Genomic DNA, 24,439 nt, shown 5'->3' on the forward strand with positions numbered 1-24,439 from the left:
ATGTTCCTCACTAAAGCAGCTTGAAATGTAGTATATCACGAGAAACCGCTGCAGTGCCACCCCAATAATAAGGGGGGGTCAACCAAAGTTCGTTTCTGAAGTTGCGATCGGATCTTCCAGATGAATTGCTTCTCTTGCATCTCCGCCTCCAGAAGTATCTGAGAAACAACATATCTTCTGGTCGAGTAGAACGGAACGGCCTTGCCGGTCTTGGCGCTTGCTGGTAAGCAAATTATAAGCTCTCCAGATGGCCCTAGAACTCGAATACACTGCCTAAAGAGCTGAGAATACAAACTCCGCATATCGCGGTGAGCGCTTTCGTCCGCGTTAAATCCATAAGGCGGGTCAGTGATAATTAGGTCGAACGGTTGCGCAGACGATGGGTTTAACTTCCAAGAATCAGCCAAGTCCTGCAAGTGTTTAACACTATCTGACACAACCCTTACATCTATACCGGAACTCGATTTGAAATCGTTATAAAGTCGTCGAAAACGATAGTCAGAATGCGTAACGGCCCTGGAATATAAGCCCTTCACGATATCAAAAGAACCTCGGTTCTCGAGATGTTCACATGATCGATCACTCAAAAGTTGGTCCACCTCAACAAGCGTTCTATCGAATTCCTCATACAAGATTGGTCCGAGCGATGACTCACCATTCTTCCCATAAATATATCTATTTAGCTTTAAGGATCTCCACGTTATATAGAAAAGGAGGCGATCAGCTAGTGGTTTATCGGACATAGAGATGAGGCTCTCCACCGGCATTTCACCGGTTTCATCGCCAATGACCTCACGATGATTTGGGTCTCTAGCTTCGAGGCGTCCTGCCGGAGCTAGAAGCTCCAAATATTTGTGAATTGCGCCGATCGAATCGTGACCGCCATGCTCTCTGAGAGCCTCCCGCATAGACACATCTGTCTTTTTCTTCCTTTTTGGGTTCAGAAAATCACATATTCTTCGCAAAGATTTGGCGAAAGACCTCAGCTGAGTGGGTGGCATCGCGAAGAACGCTATGTTGTCCTCAATCATCCGCGGAGATGCTGGGTCGGCATCCAGGCCTACGAAATGCGCATTGGGCCATAGGAGTTTTGCGTCGATTAAGGTTGTGCCGGACCCAACGAAAGGATCAAGTATCCTGACGTTTCCGCCCTTCCCGAAAGGCGCTCCAGAGGCGGAAATCGCCGCACGAGACAGGGTATGTGGAAGCGTTATGCTCTGCACCCAACCAGGTTTTCGCTCCTTAAATACCATCATCGGATTGGCATTGTAGAGATATTGCTTATAAATAATAAGGTAGTGCTTCTGTCCAGGATAGCCCAACCGTTCTTCCTCATCAAAGTATAGCGACTGATCAGTTACTATCCACAAGGTGAATTCTTCGGCGCAACCGGCAATGACTGCGGTCTCCCGCTCAACTTTAAACGAGTATAAGCCGTGGGCGATTTGCACATCAGGCACCTGTGGGCCAATTTTTTCCAAAGCAGCTTCCAGCGGCTCATTTTGGATGTGATGCTTGCGAGCTTGGAGTCGGATCCTATCCAGTCCGTTTCGAAGAGAGTGCGCCCCGCGTTCATGTGGGCGAAAGTATTCGTCTGCGTAAGGAGTCAGAAAGGCGCGCTTTCCGTGCTCTAAATTGTACGAAAGATTATCTATTATATCTTCGCGATCAGTTTTAGTCAGGTCCCTTATGTACACCGATGAGCCAACCGAATGAATATATCCGGAGTTAGCCACCATAGACGGCAGGTCTATTTCGATAGTTGGCGGAAGATATACAACCGAAGAGGTAAAGAAGAGGTCAACAATTATGCTGTGTTCTATCAATGAACCATGGACATCACATATCGACTTACTTATTTGCTGTATCCGACGTTCGCGCCCGTGGACTGATCGTGTAGTGATTTTGATGCCAGCAGTGAATGACATGAAAATATCTTCAATCTGCTGCCGGTAGAAACGGCTAGTTGTTATGAGTATCGGGCACTTATTTTGCCCGTCCGCTCGCTTCGTATAGCGATGTATCAATTCATTCAATTCAACGTAAGGGAGGTTTGTAACCGAGGCGTTCTTCCAGAAAAGAAAGAACAAAGCCCCTGTAACAGGGATTGCCGAGCTCGTGCTAGGTGAAGGAGCGTAAATCCAAATACGGCGAAACTCCTGCCAGAAGGCTTCCTTGTCCCACTGGCCGCCCGATAGTGATGCGTCGAGCGATTTGACCATTGCATCGTATAGTTGCGGCATAAGCCCCCCCCTTTTCCCCGACCAAACAGTAGGTAAGTTCTCGCGGGTGGGCAATTCAAAAAGGGTGGCGCGCCACGGCTGGGTTGGCCTTTATCCCCCGCAATGATGGCGGCGTTGCAAGGGCGCAACTGGAGTACAGGGTCGAAGGAGCCTAGGCCGCACGCGACATTGTGACCCCTAGGCGAGTATAGCTACCTTCGTCGATTGGCCCGACAGACCGCCGGGGCTGATATTCCTTGTGGCCGTTTCACTTGTGCTGGCTATAGGCCGACGACGGTCACCATTTGGAGTTACCATTTTGACGGCCAGCTTTTCCCTTGGCTGGTCTGCCCTGGAAATATTCCTTCCCACTTAGCCGACGCAGCCGTCTTGTCCCGTTCCAGCCCGCTCAATTCGCTCCGCTCCCGTGTTGGGGACAAGCCAGCTCAGAGCGCCGTCTCCCTTTGTAACCGTCCTCCGAGACAGAAACCATCAATCAAAGGAAAAGACGATGACCAACCACCACAATGGCCCTCATTCCTACAGTTCCGACACAAGCCTGTCGTTTTCACCAATGACACAGGCGCAAGCTTTCGGCGCCGGACAACTGCCACGTCGCAGCTTTGGAGCAGCCCACCTTGGCGCAAGGTGCGAGGCTAACGAGCCCGATGCCATACCGTCGTCTTCGTCGGTGTGGTCAGGCGTCCCGTTGCGCTGTTTCATCGAAGACCAAGAAAAGAGTGTCTTCGTCTTCCTTAAGCGGCGTTTCGACCCGATAGGAAAGCGACTCGTTGGGCGCTTGATAGACCATTTTGGCCTCCAATCTCGGCAGGCTATTGACGATGTCTTGCGCAGGATCAAGCTGACCAAAGAAGCCGATCAAGCGGCAGTTCTGGTTCCATTCCAGTGCCCAGGCCCAGGTCTCAGCCAACGGGTGCTTACGTGTGATGAGCTTGAAAAAGCCGTTAGCAGAGATCGCCAAGAGCCGGCAATCCCAACTCTCGATGGTTCGCATGAAACCAACCATCAATGGGTTACCCCAATCGCTGCGGCTTGCGGTCAAGATCGGATGATAACCGTGAAGCCAATAGCCACCCCGACGGGTCTCGCTGTTATAGGTCTGCATGTAGAAGAACGCCATCAACTGCAGGCGTGCCAGCTCGAACGCTCGATTTTCGTCAACCTGAGGTGGGCTGGAATATTGAAACGATAGGTTGATGCCCGGTCCCAGGGTCCCCTGGATTTTGATATGTTCGCTACTGTCCTTGACCGCCTTCCGCGTCCGGCGGCTGCGCGAGTCTTTGGCCTTGCGTTGGGCATCCTCGATCGCCGAGACGTCGTCATGTCCGTAGCGGCCCCAAGAATCGGGTTGAAGGGTTATCGCCGAAATATCGTCCTCGAGATCGGCCTTGTGAGAGTTGCAAGGACGGCAAGCGTTGAGGATCAGATTCCATTGCCCTTGGAGCTTCCCATCTGGCACGAAGCGGCGCCCGATGACATGCTCCCGCGTCTTGTTGCTGGGAGAAAGAGCGAGCCCGCAATAGACACAGGTCTGATTGCGAAGCGACACGGGGCGTTCGGGTGGCAAATCCATCAGTTCAGACTGGGGGGCGGGCGATTCCATAGATGGATAGTAACGCCGAACGCCATTCGCGGCCAAACCCTACGATAGCGATCAGCGTGCATTGGGTTGCGGCAATAGTCGCGCCCGAGCCAAAGGCTTATGAATTCGTGCTACGATGCGGTCCGCAGTAAGCGCGTCAATTTGCCAATTCGCGCGAAGAGCCAAGGGGCAGCTGGTGGGGATTATCGGGGAACTCTGGCGGGAATTTATGGTGGCGTTCCGTGCGGGACGGCAGGGCGGAGCGGCTCTGCGGGAATTTCAGGACGAACAGGAGATTCAGAGGCTCGGCGCGCAGTGGGGCCAGGCCCGGACTCCTGCCGACCGGGAGCGGGCCGGCATGGAGGCCATGAACTACATAATTCATGGGCCCCAGGGCAAATCAGGCGGGGCTAATTCGGCCGAAGCGAACGAACTGGAATGGTCGGACAACCCGGGCGCACACGAAGCCTATTTGACCAAGAGATGGAACAACCCCTACTTTGCACCGTCCCGGCGGACTGTTTCAAGAGAAGACCTTTCCGAGGCAAGGAAGAACGACAGCGACAAGTTCTTATTGGCGCAGGGTTTATTTTTCTGCGCTTGCAAAGGAAGTTGACGAGCTTCCTTCGCCCATGACCACTGCCGACTTGCATAAAATTCGAGAAAGCCTCGATGAACTCATTCAGTTCGCGGTGAGCGTCGGCGGTCCGGCAAAAGACATCGCATTGAAGGCTGACCACATCAGAGACGCGGTCATCATGACGATGCGCGAGGCATTTTCGGGTGACACCGACATCCTAGAGAAGATTGAAAGAGCAGACGCTTTTCACAAGGATCGCACCAGAAAGTTCTACCTGCCTATCGTGGCAGAGATTCTGAGCGAGGAAAAAACCACGCCTGGTGAGGAACTCATTCCCTCGCTTGTTTCAGAAGACCCAACAACGATTTCAATCGTACTCGATTTACTGCCCGACGAGGACCGGGCGATCACGCAAGCGGCGGCTTTGAAGCTAATTCTACGGGTATTGGATGAAGGGTATATCGACCCCCAGCTCGACGAGAAGCTCACAGTTCTTTCAAGATGACGTCCATTTGACGTCCGTAAGCCTTCAATGCGCCTTGGTGCTTTGAGATCCCGTGCCGTTGAGTTTGGTGAAAACCGCAAACCAAAAACGATAGTCGCGCTCACGCCCGTCAAAGTGAGCCGCCAACGCGCAATGGGCTCCGGCAGCGGTGGCGTCCGCTCCATAGACGTGGACAGCAGCCTTTGCTGCTTCGTCCGGGTTAGCGAAATCCCAAAGTGTCAGGTTGCCACGATTGGGCGCACCGATGCCAACACGATCGTGGGGATTGTTTGGCACGCCGAAAGCTCTCGCATGGATAGCAGACTTACACTCAGGCTTTCGCCTTGCGTTTCGAGGCTGGTTTCTTGCCTGGAGCAGCCTTTCTTCCCAGCCCTAGCGATTTCGCCAGCGCTGATCGTGTGGCCGAATAGTTCGGCGCAACCATAGGATAGTCCTTCGCCAATCCCCACTTTGCCCGGTATTCATCGGGCGTCAATCCGTGCCTCGTTGCCAGATGGCGCTTAAGTGACTTGTATTTCTGGCCGTCTTCAAGGCTGATGATGTAGTCTGGAAACACGGATCTCTTGGGATTGACTGCCGGTTTAGGGGCGGGCGCTTCTTCAGGAGCGGCCTGGCCAATATTAGACAACGCGGAATTAACGCTGGCGATCAGGTCCGGCAATCCAGAGACTGGAACTGCATTCTTCTGGACATAGGCGGAAACGATATCGGCAGTAAGTTCGATGAGATTGTTGCTGGCTTCTTCAGACATCATCCATGCTCCTGGCCCCCGAGCATGCTCATATCCTTCAATACCGGAGTGCGCAACAAACGTAGTGGCCTAATGTCGACATTCTGAGCTTTGAAGCCGCCCAAATGCGCGATGTGAGCCGCTTGCATATCCTCGAAACAGGTTGAGCAGTTCAATTGCTAGCCCAAACGGTTCCGCCTAAAGCTCTTAGGTTCGAATAATTTCGTGCATGTCGGGCAATATGGCGTGCGCCGTCGCGGACATGCCGCTCGGCCATTTCTATCTCCATCGTTAGGTAGAGCACCTTTCTATCCTCCTTGCAGGAGGAGCCCGGGCATGCCTAGCAGTTGCCCGGACGCTTCCGCGCTGGGTCGCGCACACATGGCCCGGACACCAAGAGCACGGAATGGTTGAATCTCCGTCTTATTGTGGTACGGCTGGTGGAGAGAGAGGCTCTTCAATGAAGAGGATGACAGAAAACGACATTCCGGCGTTCGTGCAGGAGGTCGCCGCAACCGGCTGCAACATCTGCGCCGTCGGCCCAAATCACTATGTTGTGGGCGATGTCGACGTTCCCCGCGACAAGCGTAGAGGGCTTTACAAGAAACTCCAGGAAATCGATGCTCGTTACGGTATCCGAGATCATCTGCGAAACGAGATCGCGTCGCATCTAAACTCCATCGGCCGCTATATCGACAGGCCCCCGCGAAGCTGAAAAGCGCCGCAGTTCGCACCATACCCCTCTTTGAACGTCCCGTGAACTCTATTCGAGCGTATTCCGCAGTGAAGCGCCCAGTTTATAGCAACGCCTCCTCTAAATCTAATTTGCAAGAACCCACTTCCCGCCCTGGCCTTGCAAAATGTAGAACTGCCCGGCTTTCAATTCGAACGAATTGTCGACGCCGGACGTTGCTATCTTCCCCACAATAGATTTCGCTCCCGCAACGTCGATAGTTTTTACCTCTGCGCTCGAAATCGCCAAAAGAGAGTCAGTTCCGTCGACGCTGACTAGCAAATTGAGTGAGGTGTCGGCTGAATTGCAAATGGCAACTTTGTCAGCGATGGGGAAAGTGGCGGTCTTCGAAAGCAAGCAAGCACTTAAACCTGATTGGTCAGCTTGGAGGGTTCCTGGGTCCACACCGTTTAGTTCTCTCGGGAACTGGGCGGAACCGCCAGGTATAATCAAAATTCCCTCCGATCCGCCCAATTCCTGTCCGACACTGTCTGTCACGCCTGGTCCAAATTGCTTCTTGAGAATTAAGGCATCCATGCCGGTCAGCCGCTCCCCCTTATTCCAAGGAACAACGAACTGACCAATCTCATCGGCATAGAGCGCAGTCGGAATGCCGATCAATGAAAAGCACAAGAGAGCGGGGAACCTAAAGTTCGACGACATTTCGGCACCTCAAAATGGAGGAGTCTGCTTGGAAGGAACCTTTGTCGGGTCGGGCACATCGCCTGTCTTGGTCTGATCCAACTGCTTAGCTGCAACTATCTTATCCGAGAGAATTTGATCTGCGACGTTGACCCTTCCGAAAACGTAGCCAATTATCGCGCCTAGCAAGCTGAACACTGGAGCTGTTTGTTGATCGGAATATCCCGCAACAATTAGAAATAGCGACGCGAATATAACCGTTAGAATAACGAACGATTTTTGAAAATCAGGCGTGAAGCCGGTTCTCCAAGCAATCGCAGTCAGGATTAACGTCATGCATATTAGCAGAACGACGGTGCATGCCGTAAGGTAAATCTCCCAAGGGTGCTTCGTCGAATAGTAGGTCGTTCCATTCGACTTAAATGTCTCAATGACTTTAGGAGGTTGCTGTACGCCCGCTGACTGATCGGTGCCGGTGGTGGCAGCCTTGGTAGTTTCGGTCTTTTGACTGTTGGGAGGCGGGTTATCCCGACTTTCAGTCTGCGCGAAAACTTGCTGGGTCTCGAGAGGGGGACTTGCCATGGCATGGACTGTTAGTGAACTGAAAAAGAGGATCGAGACGAAAAGCATTGCCAGCGCCCATACACCCGGAAAGGGCTTTCTCATGAGATGGCCTCCAACGAGGAAGCCCAGTCCCTGACACCTCGGAGATAGGCTCTTGCGAGGCCTGCCTCTCCGACTGCCGCTACCTTTAGACAGTCGCCTTTGTTCGAGCCAAAGAACGGTTCGATCAAGACGGTCGGCACGTTGGCGAGCGCGCTGACTGATCCATAGCCTCGATCTCCGGGTTGTAGGGGTTGCAGGCCATTGCCATTTTTCAGTGGCAGGCCGAGAAGGGATTGGATCTGGAGCGCCAATGGTCGGGCAAGGACCTGCGCGGCGCCGTTGCCGGCGCGAAACAAGACCATTGATCCAGTGGCTTCGGGGCTCGCGCTGTTAAAGTGCAATTCGATCGCGCAATCAGCGCCCCAAGTTTGCACCTCACTGTATACCTGCGCTATCTCGGAAGAATAGCTGCCTTGGCTCACGCGAATGAACTTCTTCCCGATCACATTGTAGTGAGGGGACTCAGCGACAATTTGGTCCGCAACGACGCCGTTATACGCGAATTCACTTCTCGAAATCGGCGATACCGCAGCTGAGCCGGTACTCACGCTATTGTGGCCGACAACCACGGCGAGGCGGATATTCTTTGTTCCGAGTGGGGCGTCGCTAGGTAGAGTTGCCGCTGGCTTCGGCGGCTCCGAAGCGGCCGGCGCTTGGCTGCCACTGAGAAATGATCGGGCCTCATCAAACAGCGACAGGACCTTTATGACGTAGTTCGCATCCGCAGCATAATTCGGCGCGATAAGCCTGATGTAACCTGCGGCGTCGTCATTAAATTGGTTCCATCCCTCGTACGGGCCGCTCTCTATGAAATGCCAATATCCGGCGATGAAGGCACGGAGCGAAGAGAACAGGCAGTAAACCGTGTCCTCATTGTCAGATCCCGTGTAGTCCACAGGGCTCGCATACCCTTCCATTCGGGCGCGATATTTTATCCCCCCGAAATTAAGGGCCTTTACAGCTAAATCGCTGTTCCCGCGGTTTGATTCCAAAATCCACTGCGACAGCGACGCAACCTTTAGCTCGAAGGGTACAGAATCATAGGCTTTGTATTCAGCAATGAGATCGCCCCACTTCGGGCCGACTGATTTTGGCGGTTCAGAATTGCCACTAGCGGGGATCGGGGTGGCTTGAGGTGTTGAACCGGGATCGTCTTCGCTAGCTCCGGCTGGATCGTCAGGGTAAGAAACCCGAATGGCGTATGATCCGCCGTCTTCGACAATTTCGACCGTGGCACCATCGTCGGTAAACATTTTCGCCCTGGTCTGCGCCTCGGCCAGCGAAAATCCTTTGTAGATGCGAACTGTTGCCACGACACTCTCCTACTGCAACGCTATCGTCTTCGGCTTACACGGTGTGCTTTTCAGGTATAGGTTGGCGCAGGAAACAAGCGCCCCTCGTGCCGAGGTGTAAGAATTTGATTGTATAACCACCATTAGTTCTGCGGGGGTGACGAATAGAGATTTGAGATATCTGCGCCGATCTTGGTCAATATTACCGGACGGTCCGTTAGGATATAAGAAAGTTATCAAGCGCTGATAATTTGAGTCCGTCGATGGGGTCGCGGCCAACACCACCTGCGCCTTCTCGTCAGATGAAGCCAAGGCGCGCTCTCCCACATCATGGGAAATATTGATCTGTGCGCTAGCCATTGTTCCTGCTTGATAATACACTTCCAAATCCGACATGGCGAGAGCCAGTGAATACTGAGAAGCAGGTAGGCTAAGTCGCTGATAAATCCGCGTTGCTGCGCGATTTCGGTCAATTTCCATCTGGCTTTCAAGGAGCTGAACTGTCTTGCCTAAAAAGACCTTCTGTTCATAGGCAGCTTGTGTACCAGTCAGGCCAGCGGCAACGCTGGTGAGAATATTCTTGGTGCCTACTGGGGCGATCAGCGTCGACGTTTGAGTGAGCGCGATATTTGCGACGGAACCTGCAACGTCGAGTTGGCTGCTATCTGTCTGGAGTCGTCGTTCGAACTCGGAAAAATTTAGGTCTATGGCATACATGCGCGCCGCAACATAATTATTGCGGTATGAGACTTGTTGATCATCAGACAACGAGAAGTAGGACCGGAAATCTGGAGATCCAAAATCCCTTTTGAAATCAGCTACTTCTTCATTTACGGAAAATACGCGCGGAGGGCTTCCCGTGTAAATAGGGGAGCATCCGCTGATCACGCATACTAGGAAAAGAGTGGAAAACAGGCACAAAAACCCGCGATCCGAAGATGACCGCATGACGCAAACTCCCCCAAAGCCGAAGGCAGATTACGTCTTCTTAAGGATTTATCAATCTTTTTCTTCAGGCGAAATGTTGGTCGTTCTGATGACGTTCCTACGGGCTAATTGGCAGGACGTTTCCGTCCTAATAGTTTCGAGAATACTGCAACCCAAAAACGGTGGTCACCGTTGCGCCCGTCAAAGTGTGCCGTCAAGGCGCAATGGGCCGCAGCAGTAGCCGCGTTCGGCCCACGAACAAAAGGCCGCCAACCCAAGGGTTGACGGCTAAATAGCCCTCAACGTTACCAGTTTATACCGGCGTGCCGTCTGGATTGAACCGGATCCGCAAATCGTCTGTGGGCTCATCGACATCGACGATTTCATCCAGCCGAGGGCTGTTGAAATCATTACCTGCATTCAGCGCCGCGATTTGCAGCATACTGTTTGCGTTTGTGTCCGCTCTCAGGAAGTACTCGACGGCCGTTTGACCATGGCCGGAAGCGTATCGGATTCGAGGACAATAATTGGTCTGATTGTCTGCTATCAGCATTTCATCGCTGTCGAGGCACTTGACCACAAGATAGATGTGGTCCGCCCCGGCGGGTTTCGTGTTGTCAAAACAAACCGCTACGTCGCCAGGCTTTTGGCCTCCCACCTTCACCCTGGCCCAACCGCGGGTCTTCTCAAGGTATTTGGCCAACGCACCCGCACCTCGCTCCATAGGCACGTTGATGTCTGCAGCATTCAAGAAACAACATAGCGTGGCAGCGCAGGCATTGTGAGAGGTCGCTTCACCATAGATTGGTATCATTGCCTCCTTGCCCTGCTCACGGATCGCTTCGCATTTCTGCGGGTCCGAAGCGACACTCACAAGTTTAGCAATCTTGCTGGCGTCACCCGACGCCACTGCAATGTTCCCACCGGCAAGCGCAAGCATGAAGCGCATGGGGTGTTCATTTAGGATCGCCTCCACCCTTTCTGGAGTAATGAGGGCCTTGTTGAGATGGTCGCCTGCGTAGTAGGTCTCGCCTCGCTCGATCCAGCGGTGAGCACCCTGGCAGGCCTCGAGTACCGGGAATGAAGCCCATTCCTGAGCCAACGCCAGGCCAAACGCCACAACGGACAGCTTGCCCGACGCAAATTTTTCGTAGCCGCGCCGGTCCAGTAGCGCATATCCCAGACGGTCCTGCAGGTCGGGACTGAATTTCTCGGTTCCCGTCAAAGACTCGGAAATTTTCAAGCTTTTCAGGGTCTGGTTCATGAACTGGTAGCGACCGGCGGCCGACGATCCATAGGCCTTGCTCCAACCTGGCCCAGCCGCGATCACCTCGGAAATGGTCATTGAGGTGAGTTTCTTAGGCAAGTGCTTTTGATTGTTACCGAAGATGACGTCGTAGCCTTTTGGTGCTTCGGTGTTGCCAATGAGGTCCAATAGTTTAGCTGCGCTACTCGGTATCGACGCGTCCATGGTCTCCCCCCATTGGAACAAAATCGTCCACCTACACTTTAGTGGCCGCAGTATTGGTAGACTGAATTTTTAAAGATGGCGAATCATAAATGGGGGTTCTCGTGTAGGATTCACGGTCAACTTCGGAGGCTGTCGCCAACAGACAGAAATTTGCGTTCTTATCGGCCGGCTACATGGCGAAGGCAAAGACATCACTGAAAAAAGAGCCGTGCTCCGGGTAGCGTGGTACTGATCAGCGCACCATGCGTTGGCTGGGAAGCAGTTTTCCAGGCGAGATAGACGAGTTGCTTGACGGTGGAGATTTCGAGTCCAGCAATGATCCCGATACGCCACTAAGCGTATGGTACGGCGGCATGATGGAAGCTTGCAAGCATCCAGACTATGTTATCGCGAAGCTGAAGGGCCATGCTCAATAGCCTCGACATTCGGGTTCAGGCCGGCGTTGCGCGCGGTCCACAGCCATATGCAACAATTAGCACCGCTCAAAGTAGGCCAGGATCTATTGAAAGTGCGCTAATTGGCGATACTCTGAGGGAAGGGCGGCCGGGCTCCTCACTACCGAAGCGAGACTATGGATGAAAAACAGATCGCGCCAGCCATTGTAACAGAGGTTCCTTGGTCGGAAAGTCTGACCGCTTATGACGACAAGCATTTCGAGCTCTATTTGAAGCTCATGGATGCTTGCGCCGACAGTGCCAGCGAAGAAGAGATGGCACAGGACATATTGGGTCTCGATCCGGTGAAAGAGCCAATCCGCGCCCGTAAGGCCCTTCGCAGTCATCTCAAACGAGTGCTCTGGTTTATGCATAAGGGCTACAAGGAACTCCTTCCAAGCCAGGCGCCCCAATAACCATGGCGCTGCGCTCGTTTGGCGGCGCATCACACGGCGCCCTTCGCCGGGGGCGGTCAGTCCCGCGTCCCGCCTGCGGCGGCGCTATGCTGACGCTCCTTAGGCCGCCCTGTTGAACCGGTCTCAGGGCCGCGAACTTTCTCCAGCACCGATCTGACTTGATCCCGCTGGCGGGCATCTCGGTGCTTCCGCCCTGTACTCCTTTGTTTGCTTTGGTTGGGAGAGGTGCGCGCAGCACTCTCTCTCCACTACGCCCGCCCACCGCGAGGTTGCGGTCGAAAGGCGTTAGATTCAGAACCAGATTCCCGCTCCAGCCACGATCTAGGCGGACTTCGAACAATTGCCCTCCCAAGAAATTGGGAGGGGTCGCAGTGGCTTGATCTGTTGATCGGGACGATGCACGCGTTAGGAAAAGAAGTTAACTGACTGAAATATATTAGTCTTCACCGCGAGATGTCGGTTCAGATGTTGCGCGTTTAAAAAATTAAATCGGGGACGAATTGTGGATTGACGGCTTGTTACGCTTGATCAAAAGACGTGAACGCGCTCAGGTGGTAGTAGACAGACGCATGGTGATTCGGGTCGCCTATAGAGCGCTTCCTGTATCGCCGTGCAATATACGCAAGGGGCATACAGCATGGCGAAGATCCTTATTGGCGGGCTCTCAGCAACGAGAGCCCAGATACGCCAGATGAACTCCACGCACCGGCGCTCGAGAAAGGGGCGCATCCTCGGAAATCATGGCACCCTACCGCGCTGATCAGATCCAGATATCGGCATCTGTCGCCGTCCCTCTGACGGACAGACAATTGCTGAGTCAAAAAAGCCGTGCTCCTGGCTTGGAGCGCGGCTTTTTTATTTCAAACCAGATGGAGGTTCGCACCAGACAATAGAGACACGCGTGGCCGCTGGCGATGATGCGGCGAGGCGGAGAATGAAGAGACCCGCCGCTCACGCGACGGGTCCCCAGTTCTCCAAGATGCCGATGGGTGAGGTTTAGCCGCCTAGACACCCATCGGCTTGGCTCCAGGAGAGGTATTCTCCATGCGAGATGATGTCACATGGAAACTCATGTTGGCGCATCTGCTGACGACCCTGAGCTGCACGGAAGTCGTTGTAGGCTCCCTGAACATGGACCCTGACATGGTGCATCTGCTCCACGTCATGAAGGAGTCGGTGTTCGGCATGCAGGTCATGGCCGAGGTGCTCCATCATTATGGTCCGGTCTACGGACCGAAGTTGAAGCGAGTGCTGCTTGCGCGGAAGATCAAGCGCATGCGGGTCATTCGCCGGAAACGGAACCTGGATCGCCGCTGACGGCGACCAGAACGGTCCTCTGCGGTCGGGGCGTTACGGCGTCCCGGCTGCGCATTTACGTTCACGTAAATAATGTTCTCTTTATGTCCCTCTGGCAAGGGGCTTAAGGCGCCTTGTGCGTGACCGAAATCCGGCACGACAGGTATCCTAGAACCCCCTGGCAGCATGTCCGCCACTCCTCCTGGGGAATTTCTGCGGTAATTGACCGGGCAAGTCAACGGACTGACGCTTGCTGCAAGACATGGGGACAGTCCACGAGGACAGCGGTGATAACTCACCCGGCACGATCGGACGGCATTGACCTGTCTATAGTGGGTCCACTGACCACTCGACGCTACCTGCTGATCTATATCGTGCAAGACCGCGGGACTCGGCGCATATATCGCGGCAATCGGCCGATACCAATTGCCGGTGTGGCGCCCTTCGCCGGGGGCGGTCAGTCCCGCGTCCCGCCTGCGGCGGCGCTATGCTGACGCTCCTTAGGCCGCCCTGTTGAACCGGTCTCAGGGCCGCGAACTTTCTCCAGCACCGATCTGACTTGATCCCGCTGGCGGGCATCTCGGTGCTTCCGCCTTGTACGCCCTTCTTTGTTAGGTCCGCTTCGCGGGACGGCTACGCCGACATAGATGTGCCTTGCGGCACGTTGGTTGTGACGGGAAAGGGCGCGCGGCCGTCTCTCCCCACAAGCCGGCGCTGGCGACGTTCCCAATCCTTCGCTTTGCTCTGGGTTGGTCTAACGTCAAATTGATACTAATGGCCCCAGCCTCAGTTGGCAGCACAGATTTCTCCTCAGTAGGAAATGCTAGCCGAACTCTTGAGGCGCATTACAAAGTTTTAATATACGCCGCCCTTTAAAAACCATTTTCCTACATCTACTTGATTTAACAGACTACCAGTTGCGTTGCAGTGCATACGGCTTCCTTTCAACCTAATGAGGACCAGAATGCCTAGCTTTGCGCTTTCCCGCACTACTCCTGATTTTTCGACACAGGCCCTTGAGCCGAGCCTGAAGATCGATCACCACCATCATCATTCGCAGAAAGCGTCCGTGTCGGGTGCGTTGCAGCAAAACGAGTCTCTCTATCAAAGGCTTCGGCGGAAACTGTCGTGGGGCACTGTCGCCAACGTGGCCAAAGGAGGGGCTTGGGCGACGGGAGGAACAATCGCAGCGTTTTCAGTTGCCCTGAACTTCGTACCCGTCTGGGTGCTTCCGACCGTCAACGCCGCCGCGGCTGCGGTCCACCTCCAGGGCCTTTGGGAAGGGGTGACTAATGAGCCGAGAAATAACGCCCCGGACCAGGGGGCGCTAAAATCTCGTATGAAATACAACTACGAATTTCAGTTGATGGGGCTTGACCGCGCAGGTGGGGTCATGGGTCGTTTCAGGACCGATGTGAGCCCACAGGCTCACATTTCAGAACCTGACGGCGAATGGTGGCAGTTGCGCGGCATTTCGGATGGAACCGTTGCTGACCTGACCATTTCCGATAGCGATGGATATGTCCTTGAAACATCCACGTCGTCAAGGACTCCAATGCCGAAGGGGTGATTTGGGCGGGCCATATTACTGCCTACGATACCAGCATCTCAAAGGAAGGCTTGATCCAATCCCCTATTCTGATCAACTCGAACATCCAAGATGCGAAGACGAAGACACTTCTCGATCCTTACCTCAACGACCCGAGCGTGCTGGTCAAACCTCACTCGGGGCCTTGAACAAAACAGCATCAGAGACGAGCTCAATCGACATTGATACTCTTGAACCCACGACGCGTGATCAGAATGGCGCCCTTCGCCGGGGGCGGTCGGTCCACATCCCGCCTACGGCGGCGCTGTCGCTACCGCTCCACGAACGCCCGATGGAACGAGTCCAGGACAGGCCTGATCAGATATTCGAAGAAGGTCCTGTCACCAGTGCTGATAAAAGCTTCGACCGGCATGCCCGGGTAGAGTTGTTCCGCGGTGACAGGGGCGGGAAGGTCATCTGAGATACGAAGTTTGGCCCGGTAATAGGGCTCGTGGGTATTTTCATCCATCAAACGGTCAGCCGAGACGTTGATGACCGTTGCGGCCACGTCTGGGGTGAGGCGCGTGTTAAGGGCCGTGAGCTTGAGTCTCGCGGATTGTCCGGCATGGACGGAGTCAATGTCTCGCGGGCTGAGTTTCGCCTCAACGATCAGATCGGAGCTGGTGGGCAGGATCTCGATAACCTTCTCGCCGGCTGCAACAACGGCGCCTGGCGAGCTGTAGACGGCCGAGATGATGATCCCGTCGGTTGGTGAACGCACGGTGGTCCTCGACAAGATCGCTTGCGCGGCGGCGAGTTGCTCTTCGATGTCCGCAAGCGACGTACGTGTCTCGGCCAGATCGCCCACAGCTTGCTCAACCCTCTGGGTCTTGCTGCGCTCAATCTGTTCCTTTGCCTCGATGACTTGGCTGCGTGTTGATGCGAGCTGGGATTCGATCGATCCCGCTTGGCCGACGAGGTCTGCCTGGTTGCGCTGGATCTGCGTGTATTCAAAGTGGTTCGTCAAACCCTGATCAACCAACGCTTTCTTACGCTTGAGTTCGTCGGCCACGATCGTCAATTGGTTCTCGATCGCTTGTCGCTGCGCTGATAATCCGACGAGAGAGTCCTGCAGCGTCGAGACACGCTGGTTGAGAATGTCCTGCTCCGAGTTGAAGCGGCTCAGCCGCGCGACAAACTCTTTGCGTTGCTCTTCGATAAGATTCGTAAGCTCGCTGTCTTCAGAGTTTTGACGCAAGCTTTCGGGCATGTCTAAGGCTGACGCGCCGTCGCGTTCGGATATGAGACGCTGCGCTTTTGCAGACAGTGAAACGAACTGCTTGAACAGCCGGTTCACCTGGGTTTTGGCTGTCGTGTCGTCAAGCAGGATCAACTCTTGACCTGCCTTCACGCGGTCGCCTTCCTCGATCAGCGATTGCCTGATGATGCCGCCTTCAAGATGCTGGATCTTGATATTGCGGCCGGAGGCTGAGATTGCGCCTTGGGCCACGGCTGCGCCGGACAGTGGTGCCGTCGCCGCCCAGTAACCGAAACAGCCGACAAGCAGCGCCATCGCGCTGTAGCCGGCCAACGCTACCGCGCGTGTCTGCGACCGGATCGTCTTCTCCCATTCGAATGCTGCCGCTACCATGGTCTAGCCCTGTTTTGTACCCATCGGACCACTCCAGCGGCCGCTGCCTTGGCTGGCTGTGGTGAATGAAGCTAGGTGGGCGCGACCGTTGAGCTCCGGTTGCGGCGCGGCGCGCGTTGGCCCGGTGCCGCTTGTGAGTTGCTTTAGAACTTCGGTGCTTGGGCCAAACATCTCGATGACTCCATTGCGAAGCAGCAAGGCCCGGTCGCAGGTGGCCGCGAGCGAAAGCCGATGCGTGACAACCACGGTTGTCGTCCCTGCCAAGCGCGCATCGGCCAGAGCGCGGCCCAGCGCCTGTTCGCCCTCTTGGTCAAGATTTGCGTTGGGTTCATCAAGAATAAGAATCCGCGGATTGCCGTAAAAAGCGCGCGCTAGGCCGATGCGTTGCCGCTCTCCACCGGATAGGGAGGCGTTTGAAGCGCCGATCTGGGTCTGATAGCCTTCGCGCTGTGATAGGATGAGCTCATGCGCCTGGGCGCGTTTGGCCGCCTCTATGACGGCCTCATCGTCTGCCTTGGGGTCGAAGCGGGCGAGGTTCTGAGCGATTGTGCCCGGCAGCAGTTGGATGTCTTGTGCGAGATACCCGACAGAACATCCCAGTTGGGCCTCATGCCACGTGCGCAGATCAGCTCCATCCATTTCTATGGCGCCGGAATTGGGGTGAACCGCTCCGACGAGAAGGCGCGCCAATGTTGACTTGCCGGCACGGCTCGGTCCGATGATGGCGACCGCCTCGCCGGCGCGGATTTCGAAATTGATCCGTTTGATGATCGGCTCTGAGCCGGGCAGGGCCCCGGGAGGAACGTAAACCAGGTCGCGCACAGTCAGCCGGCCCAAAGGAGCGGGAAGCTGGATTTTTGCCGGGACATTCTCAGCGCTGTCCGGCACTGCCTTTTTGAGCCGAAGCCAAGCCTGCCGGGCGTCGATGGTTTGACGCCAGCCGCCGATCAGCTGATCGAGCGGCTGCAGGGCGCGGCCCGAAATAGTGGACGATGCGAAGATCATGCCTGCGGTCATCCTGCCTTGAAGGACTAACCAGGCTCCCAACCCGAGAATAGCGAGTTGCAGCAGCATGCGCGTAGATCGCGAGATTCCGCTGAACACAGCGCTCGTGGCAGCCGCGCGATCCTGCACCTCCAACGCGTCGCCAAAGCTTTTTCCCCAAGCTTCGGTGATGTTCCCGTTCATGCCCATGGCTCGGATCGTCTCGGCATTCCGAACGAACGCTTGGGCCGTAAGATCCGCTCTGGCCGATTGTTCGGCGGCCTTGGTCGAGTTGTTGCGGTTTCCAACTTGGGTCAGAACAACCAAGATCACCATTACTACGGCGCCAAAGACAGTGAGAAGGCTGAGCCAAGGGTTCACAAACGCTAGCAACACCACAAAGAGCGGTACGAACGGAAGATCGAACAAGGTGCCAAGCCCACGTGACGCGACGAATGAGCGTGCAGTCGCAAGGTCGCGCAAAGCCTGAATGTCTCCGGCCTCCGCCCTTGGGGAACGCAACGAAGCAGCGAAAGCGCTCGAGGCGAGCTTCCGGTCCATCGCGGCGGCGACCCTCTGGGAATAGATCGAGCGGATCACCTCGAACACGCCAAGAAAGGCCAGGGCGAGGACAGCCATCATCGATAGATAGACCAGCGTATCGATGTTGGCGGCCGGTAGCACCCGGTCATATACTTGCATCATGAAGAGCGGCATCACCAGCAACAGCACGTTGATGATCACCGAAAAAAGCCCGATGTCGAAAACACTCTTTGCGAATGAAGCGATAGCGCTTTGTGAGCGCATAAATGTTCCAAGCCCCAAGGTACGTTTCATAGCGGGGCGCTAAAGCTTCAGCGCCCGGTCGACTGAGAGGCGGCGCCAGCTCATGGCGCCGCCGGAAAGATCATCAAACCAGTCCGCCGATGGGCTCGGAATCGAACCAGAAGTCACCGGGGCTATGGTTGGCTGCGGCGATGATATCGGCCAAAGAAAAGGCTGCCGTCCCGTTGAACTGGATATGCTCGACATTTGTGAACTCGATCGTCTCGGACGAGCTATGGCTGAAACTGGGTGATGACGGTTTGAGAAGGGCGGCGTATCGAGGCGGGTGATGAAGCCTGCCAGAACCTCTCAAGGAGAGCGATACGCCATGAACGAGACTATCAACATTGTTCGCCTTCGTCAGCCCGACGAAATCGATGATCCCCTGACGGATGTGCTTCGCACCGGCGCGCGCAAATTGCTGGCGCAGGCGATCGAGATGGAGGCCGAAGCGTTTCTTGCCGAGATGCGGGATCTCAAGCTTCCGGACGGACGTGACCGGCTGGTCCGGCACGGTCACGGGCCGGAGCGGAGCATCCAGACGGGGATCGGGGCGGTGCCCGTCAGCCGGGTGAAGGTCCGGGATCGCGGCGCGAACGGTGAAGCGGAGCGCATCCGTTTTTCCTCATCGATCCTGCCGAAATGGGCGCGTCGGACACGAAGTCTGGATGCGCTTCTTCCCGTTCTCTATCTGCGCGGCATTTCGACGGGCGACTTTCAGGAAGCTCTGGCAGCTCTGTTGGGCAAGGAGGCGCCGAACCTCTCACCCTCGGTGATCACGCGACTGACGGCGGAGTGGGGCATCGAATACGATCGTTGGCAAAAGCGCGATCTTTCGGCGCGCCGCTATGTGTATGTGTGGGCGGACGGGGTCTACCTGCAGGCCCGGATGGAAGATCATGCCGAATGCATGCTGGTCCTGATCGGCGCCACGCCCGAGGGCAAGAAAGAGCTGCTCGGCTTCCAGACCGGCATTCGTGAGAGCGCACAGAGCTGGCGCGAGCTGCTGGTCGACGTCAAGCGTCGTGGCCTGCAGATCGCGCCCGATCTTGCCGTCGGCGACGGCGCGCTTGGCTTCTGGAAAGCGCTCGATGAGCTCCTTCCCGGCACCAAGCACCAGCGATGCTGGGTGCACAAGACAGCCAACGTGCTCAACAAGGTGCCGAAATCGGTGCAGGCCGCCATGAAGACGGACTTGCGCGAAATCTTTTCCGCCCCGAACCGAGCCTCAGCCGAGACGGCGATTGCCGTCTTTGTCGAGAAATATGATGCGAAATACGGCAAGGCGGTCGACTGCCTGACCAAAGATCAGAATGCCTTGCTGGCGTTCTACGATTTCCCCGCCGAACATTGGGATCATCTGCGAACGTCCAATCCCATCGAGAGCGTCTTTGCGACCGTTCGCCATCGCACGGTGCGTACCAAGGGCTCACTCTCCTCGAAAACCGCCAGGCTGATGGTCTTCAAGCTGGTCATGGCCGCGCCAGGACGTGGCGACGACTGAAAGGACAAAATCAGTTGCCTAAACTCATCGCAGGTGCAACGTTCCAGGATGGAATCGAGGTCATTGAACTGAAGCCGCAGAGCGCCGCTTGATCAGCCTCGTCACCCAAATTGCAGCATAGCTCTCTCGGACTGGCTCGGGTTACTATCGTTGTAGATCCAGAAGGAGTTGCCGTTGCCTTGGATGCGGTAATCCTGGATATCGCCGTTGAATACGATGATGTCGTCGCCACCTTTGCCGTCAATGTACGGTCCATCGCCGGTGCTATAATTGATGGTGTCGTTGAAGCGCGAGCCGCCAAACGAATCTCCAGCGCCGACGGAGCCGGAAACGCCCTGGTTGTTGCCGGGGTCGTAAGCTTGTCCGACATGGATGATACCGAAGCCCGGAACGTCGGTCTTGACCTCGTCATTGTTGTCCGGGTCGGTCAGGGCATAGGTGAACCAGTCGACGCCGGTGAACCCTGTGTCGGGTGTGTAGACATAGTCGGTACCGTTGAAGGCGATCGTGCCATGTTGCGGCTGATCCCAGACGGCGGCGTCATAATGCGCGCCGGTGGGGATGGTGTCGTTGCCGGTCATGTTGAGGACGACAGCTGTTCCGGCCGTTGTCCAGTAGCGATCGTCGTTTGCCGCCCAGGTGTTGCTGTCAGCATGGGGAACGTTGATCGGCCTCGAGTCCGGCCAGACATCGCCTGGTTCGTGCCCCGCGGCGGCAATAATGTCCGATATCGCAAGCTTGCCGGTGTCGCCAAACTTCAGGTGCTCGAAATTGGTGATCTCGATCACATCGGTGGATGCGTTGGCGGTCTGGTAGATCCAGAAGTGATCGCCATTGCCCTGGATCTGATAGTCCGCGACATCGCCTGAGAAGACCATGGTGTCGTCGCCACCCTTGCCGTCGGCAAAAGACGTGTTGCCGCCGGTAAACAGGGCCGTGTCGTCGAAGCTGGAGCCGCCAAAATAGCTGTCGTTGCCGGTGCCGATCGATCCGGTGACACCTGTGTGGTCATCGGGATCGACCGTCTGGCCGACATGCACGATCGCGACCCCCGGATTGTCGGGCGTCATATTCTGATCGTTGTTGTCGGCGTTGAACAGCCCATAATAGAACCAGTCGACCCCGGTGAAGCCGGCATCAGGCGTATAGGTGTAGCCAGTGCCGTTCCAAACGACCGAGCCGTGATCGGGCTGCTCATAAAGGTAGGCGTCGGAGTTCGCGCCCCCGGGAATCGTATCATTCGCTGTAATATCGACGGCTAATGAGGTCTCGAAAGAAGTCCAAAAGCGATCATCGTGAGCAATCCACGAGTCAGCCGAGCCAATGACAAGCGACAGTGTATCCGAAACTTGCAGGGTGCCGTCGTCAGCGGTAATCGCGATTTCGACCACTCCCTCAGATCCTACTGGCGCCAAGCCTGATAGGGTGTGTGTGTTCGCATCGAATGCCAACCAGGTCGGAAGAGCCGATCCGTCAGCCAGTTTTGCCGACAATGCGAGTGTCTGACCATCGGGATCGTAAAATGCATCAGGCGGCAGCACAGCGGTGAATGACGCACCCACAGCCGTTTCGTAGTCCGGCAGCCCTTCCGAAATGATCGGCCACTGATCGGCGTGGGCTATCATATCAGCCCGGGTCCAAACCGTGTTGTCTGCAAAGACTATCTTGTCAACGCCTTGGCCGAGATTATCAGCAAGGCTGTCTCTAAGCAGAATGGAGCCGCCATCACTCGCACCCGGACTGCTTTCGGCAACGACGACCGTGACGTCATCGTAGTCACGGATCAATGTCACATCAGCAGCGTTAATATTCGTAAATACCAAAGCGTCATCGTCGCCGTTGGATGGAGCCTCAGTGATCACATCGTGACCGTCACCTAGCGCATAGATGTATGTGTCGTTGCCGCCGCCACCATCCAATTGATTGTCGCCAGGGCCTCCGACGAGATTGTCAGGACCGGTACCCGGCGGGCCACCCGCGGCGGGAGGTTTCTGATAGTCGTCTAAATCAATTACGAATTTAATCCCGTCGTCGAATTCCGCCGGTTTCAGGTTCGCGCTCTCGGGCTCGTAAGACTCATAGGTTGATGTGGCGCCCACGGCATCTGGCTTCCCCAACGGCATGGCTAAGTAATACTCGTATCCATTATCATTATAATAAACGAAATTGTCCACTGTGTAGTCGGCAATGGGGTACGCATCAAGTATTTCGTGAAGATCAAAATAAGATCCGTTTCCCACGTAATGAAACGATGCATCGTCAGAATCGTACCCGCTAAATACGATTCTATGTTCAGGGAGATCGCCTGGGCCTGAGACATTCGGGTTGTCAGTTAGCCAAACCAGAACTCTATCTTGGTAATTTCCAGTCCATTCAAAATTATCATCAAGTTGATGATCTGCGTACGTAAAACCAACCATGTCGCCGTTGCTGTAGTGCCTATTCACAAGATTGTCAGTATATTTAGCCCACTCGGTAAATGTGTAAACTGGAAGGCCATTATACTGATAATTTGCTTCGTGGGTTGGATTGATGGCGTATTCGGAAACTACCGGGTCAGTGGTCACATCATGAACAGAAAAATCCGTTATCTCCTCGCCATTCAAGTAGTATTTATCGCCGGGTTCTGGATTTAAGATAAAGTAATTCTGGCCGTATAGCACATTATCATTCAACTTGCTGACGTCCATATTGGCCACGCTTTGTTCGGTGGCGTTTGGATCGTAGATAAAGCTTACCGTCGAATCTCCCTCAAAATAATACGAGTCGTTTCCGGCCCCCCAAATATCACGGTCGGCAACGGGTTTTCCGCGTTGTTCCAATCAACCATTTTCGTGAGATAAAACTGATCGTCGCCATTGCCGCCGATGAGGACGTCCCCGCCATCGCGTGATGCCAGAATATCGCTGCCGTCCCCGCCGATTAGAACATCCTGCCCGTCATCGTCGGTGTGATAGCCTGTACCGGCCTGCTCCCCGGCAAACAAAATGTCATTGCCGTCGCCACCGTCGAGATAGTCGTTGCCACTGCCTCCAAACAGATGATCGTCCCCAATGCTGGCAAAGATGTAGTCGTTGCCTTGCCCACCATCTACAATGTCGTTCCCTTGCAATCCCAGGATGACATTAGAGGCATCATTGGCTGTGATGTGATCATCGTGTTCAGACCCGATAACATTTTCGATGCTGGTCAGTACGTCGCCCTGGGCATCTCCGCCGGTCTGCGGGGCAGCGGATGTCAAATCCACCGTCACGCCGGCGCTGCTATGCGAATATGAAATCGTATCTTCGCCAGCGCCTCCATCTACGGTGTCACCACCTCCGCTGCCGATGAAGAAGTCGTCTCCCGCCCCGCCGCGGAGTGTATCCGCCGCGCCGGTATCCGTCCCATCCGTATGGTATGATCCAAAGATCAGATCACCGGCCGTCGCTTTTTCAGTCCGGTCAACTGTGTGTGCGGCAACCTCGTCGCCCCCAGCGGAGGTTTCCGGCGCAACCCACACCTTGTCTAGCGTCGTTCTTAGAAGCGACCCGTTGTACCCCGATAACGTTAGATGCGCTTCGTCCAGTCCGTTCTCAAGGTTGTTGACATCTGCGTAGTCCGAGAAGAGGCGGTCCTTGGCGAGACTGAGTGTCGTCTCGATTGGAGCGACATGGCCGTAGTGGTCACCGATCCTGCCGAGCTCTGCATTGGCCGACGCCATGGTTACGGCGTGGGTCGTCTCATACGATGCGATCTTCAACTCATGCTTGGTCCACATCCCGAAAGCCAAGAGCGCTTCGGAGGCGGCAATGTCAGCCTTGGTGGTTGGGTTGGGGTTGTCGAATAATCCGAATATCTGGGACTCAGTATACCTCCTCGCAGTTAGATCGGTTCCGTTGGTTCCATTGCTTCTATATCGGATCTCGAAGTAAGCCTCAGCTCTGTCCCCAGCGGTAAGTGCAGTCTGAAGCCCTAGTCCTATAAGATCGGACGTGTTATAAGACAAACTATATAAAACTGCTCTTTCGCGAGAATCTGCTACACCGTCAACAATGCCACTTAATATAGCCTCGTAGTGTGGGGCGCGGGCGTCAAACACCCCCTCACTTCCTGGTCATTCGCGAATGCGAATTCAGTCCGGGCGCCAGGCATGCTTTGGGCTCGATCTGCCATAATGGCGTTCAGTGCAGATTGGAGACCAGCCTTCGTCGTCGCTTCATTGATTGCGGTCGTTAGCTGTTGCCTAACGCTGGTCTCGTTCTCACCGATCCCGAGCGCGTCAAAAACGGCATTACGGTTTCCCGCAGAGTCCTCAATGTTGAAACCGATGCCGATCGTCACCTTACGGTCGGGGATATGCGTGTCGAGATAGGGGTTATAGGCGACCCCCCTCCAGCTGCTTCAATATTGCGAAACGAAGCTCTTCGTAGGTAGCTCCGACCGGGTCG

General features: G+C 55.2%; 19 protein-coding genes and 1 pseudogene. 7 read left to right on the top strand and 13 right to left on the bottom strand.

From position 1 onward, the window contains the following. Positions 1-35: 35 nt before the first annotated feature. A complete protein-coding gene (locus tag HB778_RS28970; protein ID WP_183458897.1) occupies positions 36-2,243 on the bottom strand; it encodes a hypothetical protein in 2,208 nt (735 codons plus the stop codon). Positions 2,244-2,919: 676 nt separating this feature from the next. Further along, positions 2,920-3,816, bottom strand: coding sequence for an HNH endonuclease (locus HB778_RS28975; protein ID WP_183458898.1), 897 nt, complete (start codon positions 3,814-3,816; stop codon positions 2,920-2,922). Between the two features lie 205 nt (positions 3,817-4,021). Between HB778_RS28975 and HB778_RS28980 the strand changes: the two genes are divergently transcribed. Together HB778_RS28980 and HB778_RS28985 are read left to right on the top strand one after the other, a co-directional pair. Next, positions 4,022-4,441, top strand: a complete 420-nt coding sequence (locus tag HB778_RS28980) for a hypothetical protein (RefSeq protein WP_183458900.1) — start codon at positions 4,022-4,024, stop codon at positions 4,439-4,441. A gap of 16 nt (positions 4,442-4,457) precedes the next feature. Beyond that, on the top strand, positions 4,458-4,910 hold the full coding sequence (locus HB778_RS28985) for a hypothetical protein (RefSeq protein ID WP_183458901.1): 453 nt from the start codon (positions 4,458-4,460) through the stop codon (positions 4,908-4,910). A 24-nt stretch (positions 4,911-4,934) separates the two neighbouring features. Here HB778_RS28985 and HB778_RS28990 read toward each other — a convergent pair whose 3' ends face one another. Both HB778_RS28990 and HB778_RS28995 read right to left on the bottom strand, forming a co-directional pair. Continuing rightward, on the bottom strand, positions 4,935-5,186 hold the full coding sequence (locus tag HB778_RS28990; RefSeq protein ID WP_244661662.1) for a hypothetical protein: 252 nt from the start codon (positions 5,184-5,186) through the stop codon (positions 4,935-4,937). Positions 5,187-5,220: 34 nt separating this feature from the next. Beyond that, entirely contained in the window at positions 5,221-5,661 is a 441-nt protein-coding gene (locus HB778_RS28995; protein ID WP_183458903.1) for a MucR family transcriptional regulator, read from the bottom strand. Positions 5,662-6,109: 448 nt separating this feature from the next. Here HB778_RS28995 and HB778_RS29000 point away from each other — a divergent pair, with 448 nt between their 5' ends. Continuing rightward, positions 6,110-6,355, top strand: coding sequence for a hypothetical protein (locus tag HB778_RS29000; protein WP_183458905.1), 246 nt, complete (start codon positions 6,110-6,112; stop codon positions 6,353-6,355). A 105-nt stretch (positions 6,356-6,460) separates the two neighbouring features. Here the strand turns inward: HB778_RS29000 and HB778_RS29005 are convergent, their stop codons facing one another. From HB778_RS29005 to HB778_RS29025, 5 genes are all read right to left on the bottom strand, one after another. Next, entirely contained in the window at positions 6,461-6,994 is a 534-nt protein-coding gene (locus HB778_RS29005; RefSeq protein ID WP_183458907.1) for a hypothetical protein, read from the bottom strand. Between the two features lie 51 nt (positions 6,995-7,045). Next, entirely contained in the window at positions 7,046-7,681 is a 636-nt protein-coding gene (locus HB778_RS29010) for a hypothetical protein (protein WP_183458909.1), read from the bottom strand. Continuing rightward, positions 7,678-8,994, bottom strand: a complete 1,317-nt coding sequence (locus tag HB778_RS29015; RefSeq protein WP_183458911.1) for a glucosaminidase domain-containing protein — start codon at positions 8,992-8,994, stop codon at positions 7,678-7,680. Before HB778_RS29015 ends, HB778_RS29010 begins: the two co-directional genes overlap by 4 nt. Positions 8,995-9,003: 9 nt before the next feature. Further along, the gene (locus HB778_RS29020; protein ID WP_183458912.1) at positions 9,004-9,921 is read right to left on the bottom strand and encodes a hypothetical protein; all 918 of its coding nucleotides are present in this window, start codon (positions 9,919-9,921) and stop codon (positions 9,004-9,006) included. Positions 9,922-10,213: 292 nt separating this feature from the next. Beyond that, complete coding sequence (locus tag HB778_RS29025; protein WP_183458913.1) at positions 10,214-11,371, bottom strand: hypothetical protein; 1,158 nt, start codon at positions 11,369-11,371, stop codon at positions 10,214-10,216. A 571-nt stretch (positions 11,372-11,942) separates the two neighbouring features. Here HB778_RS29025 and HB778_RS29030 point away from each other — a divergent pair. The 3 genes from HB778_RS29030 (at position 11,943) to HB778_RS29040 (ending at position 15,087) form a co-directional block, all read left to right on the top strand. Beyond that, entirely contained in the window at positions 11,943-12,221 is a 279-nt protein-coding gene (locus HB778_RS29030; RefSeq protein WP_183458914.1) for a hypothetical protein, read from the top strand. A gap of 1,044 nt (positions 12,222-13,265) precedes the next feature. Beyond that, positions 13,266-13,538 (top strand): hypothetical protein, encoded by a 273-nt coding sequence (locus HB778_RS29035; protein ID WP_183458915.1) that lies wholly within the window; start codon positions 13,266-13,268, stop codon positions 13,536-13,538. A gap of 943 nt (positions 13,539-14,481) precedes the next feature. Continuing rightward, complete coding sequence (locus HB778_RS29040; protein WP_183458916.1) at positions 14,482-15,087, top strand: hypothetical protein; 606 nt, start codon at positions 14,482-14,484, stop codon at positions 15,085-15,087. 289 nt (positions 15,088-15,376) lie between these two features. Here HB778_RS29040 and HB778_RS29045 read toward each other — a convergent pair whose 3' ends face one another. After that, positions 15,377-16,696 carry an HlyD family type I secretion periplasmic adaptor subunit gene (locus tag HB778_RS29045; RefSeq protein WP_183458917.1) on the bottom strand — a complete coding sequence of 440 codons (1,320 nt, stop codon included), beginning with the start codon at positions 16,694-16,696 and terminating at the stop codon, positions 15,377-15,379. A gap of 3 nt (positions 16,697-16,699) precedes the next feature. Next, complete coding sequence (locus HB778_RS29050; RefSeq protein WP_244661663.1) at positions 16,700-18,517, bottom strand: type I secretion system permease/ATPase; 1,818 nt, start codon at positions 18,515-18,517, stop codon at positions 16,700-16,702. Between the two features lie 316 nt (positions 18,518-18,833). Between HB778_RS29050 and HB778_RS29055 the strand changes: the two are divergent. Continuing rightward, positions 18,834-20,101: pseudogene (locus tag HB778_RS29055) on the top strand (IS256 family transposase). 9 nt (positions 20,102-20,110) lie between these two features. On the opposite strand, the gene HB778_RS29060 reads toward HB778_RS29055, so the two are convergent. Further along, positions 20,111-22,831 carry an Ig-like domain-containing protein gene (locus HB778_RS29060; RefSeq protein WP_183458919.1) on the bottom strand — a complete coding sequence of 907 codons (2,721 nt, stop codon included), beginning with the start codon at positions 22,829-22,831 and terminating at the stop codon, positions 20,111-20,113. Further along, positions 22,744-24,090, bottom strand: coding sequence for a calcium-binding protein (locus tag HB778_RS29065; RefSeq protein ID WP_183458921.1), 1,347 nt, complete (start codon positions 24,088-24,090; stop codon positions 22,744-22,746). The genes HB778_RS29060 and HB778_RS29065 overlap by 88 nt, the downstream gene beginning before the upstream one ends. Between the last annotated feature and the right edge of the window lie 349 nt (positions 24,091-24,439).

It is taken from the genome of Mesorhizobium huakuii, assembly GCF_014189455.1.
GTDB classification, from domain to species: domain Bacteria; phylum Pseudomonadota; class Alphaproteobacteria; order Rhizobiales; family Rhizobiaceae; genus Mesorhizobium; species Mesorhizobium huakuii_A.

What these genes read in the sequence shown, in the direction of transcription:
- HB778_RS29040 (WP_183458916.1), top strand. Translation starts at nt 14,482, where the DNA reads ATGCCTAGCTTTGCGCTTTCCCGCACTACTCCTGATTTTTCGACACAG.
- HB778_RS29010 (WP_183458909.1), bottom strand. Translation starts at nt 7,681, where the DNA reads ATGAGAAAGCCCTTTCCGGGTGTATGGGCGCTGGCAATGCTTTTCGTC.
- HB778_RS28985 (WP_183458901.1), top strand. Translation starts at nt 4,458, where the DNA reads ATGACCACTGCCGACTTGCATAAAATTCGAGAAAGCCTCGATGAACTC.
- HB778_RS28995 (WP_183458903.1), bottom strand. Translation starts at nt 5,661, where the DNA reads ATGTCTGAAGAAGCCAGCAACAATCTCATCGAACTTACTGCCGATATC.
- HB778_RS29050 (WP_244661663.1), bottom strand. Translation starts at nt 18,517, where the DNA reads ATGAAACGTACCTTGGGGCTTGGAACATTTATGCGCTCACAAAGCGCT.
- HB778_RS29020 (WP_183458912.1), bottom strand. Translation starts at nt 9,921, where the DNA reads ATGCGGTCATCTTCGGATCGCGGGTTTTTGTGCCTGTTTTCCACTCTT.
- HB778_RS29035 (WP_183458915.1), top strand. Translation starts at nt 13,266, where the DNA reads ATGCGAGATGATGTCACATGGAAACTCATGTTGGCGCATCTGCTGACG.
- HB778_RS29000 (WP_183458905.1), top strand. Translation starts at nt 6,110, where the DNA reads ATGACAGAAAACGACATTCCGGCGTTCGTGCAGGAGGTCGCCGCAACC.
- HB778_RS29045 (WP_183458917.1), bottom strand. Translation starts at nt 16,696, where the DNA reads ATGGTAGCGGCAGCATTCGAATGGGAGAAGACGATCCGGTCGCAGACA.
- HB778_RS29030 (WP_183458914.1), top strand. Translation starts at nt 11,943, where the DNA reads ATGGATGAAAAACAGATCGCGCCAGCCATTGTAACAGAGGTTCCTTGG.
- HB778_RS29025 (WP_183458913.1), bottom strand. Translation starts at nt 11,371, where the DNA reads ATGGACGCGTCGATACCGAGTAGCGCAGCTAAACTATTGGACCTCATT.
- HB778_RS28975 (WP_183458898.1), bottom strand. Translation starts at nt 3,816, where the DNA reads ATGGATTTGCCACCCGAACGCCCCGTGTCGCTTCGCAATCAGACCTGT.
- HB778_RS28970 (WP_183458897.1), bottom strand. Translation starts at nt 2,243, where the DNA reads ATGCCGCAACTATACGATGCAATGGTCAAATCGCTCGACGCATCACTA.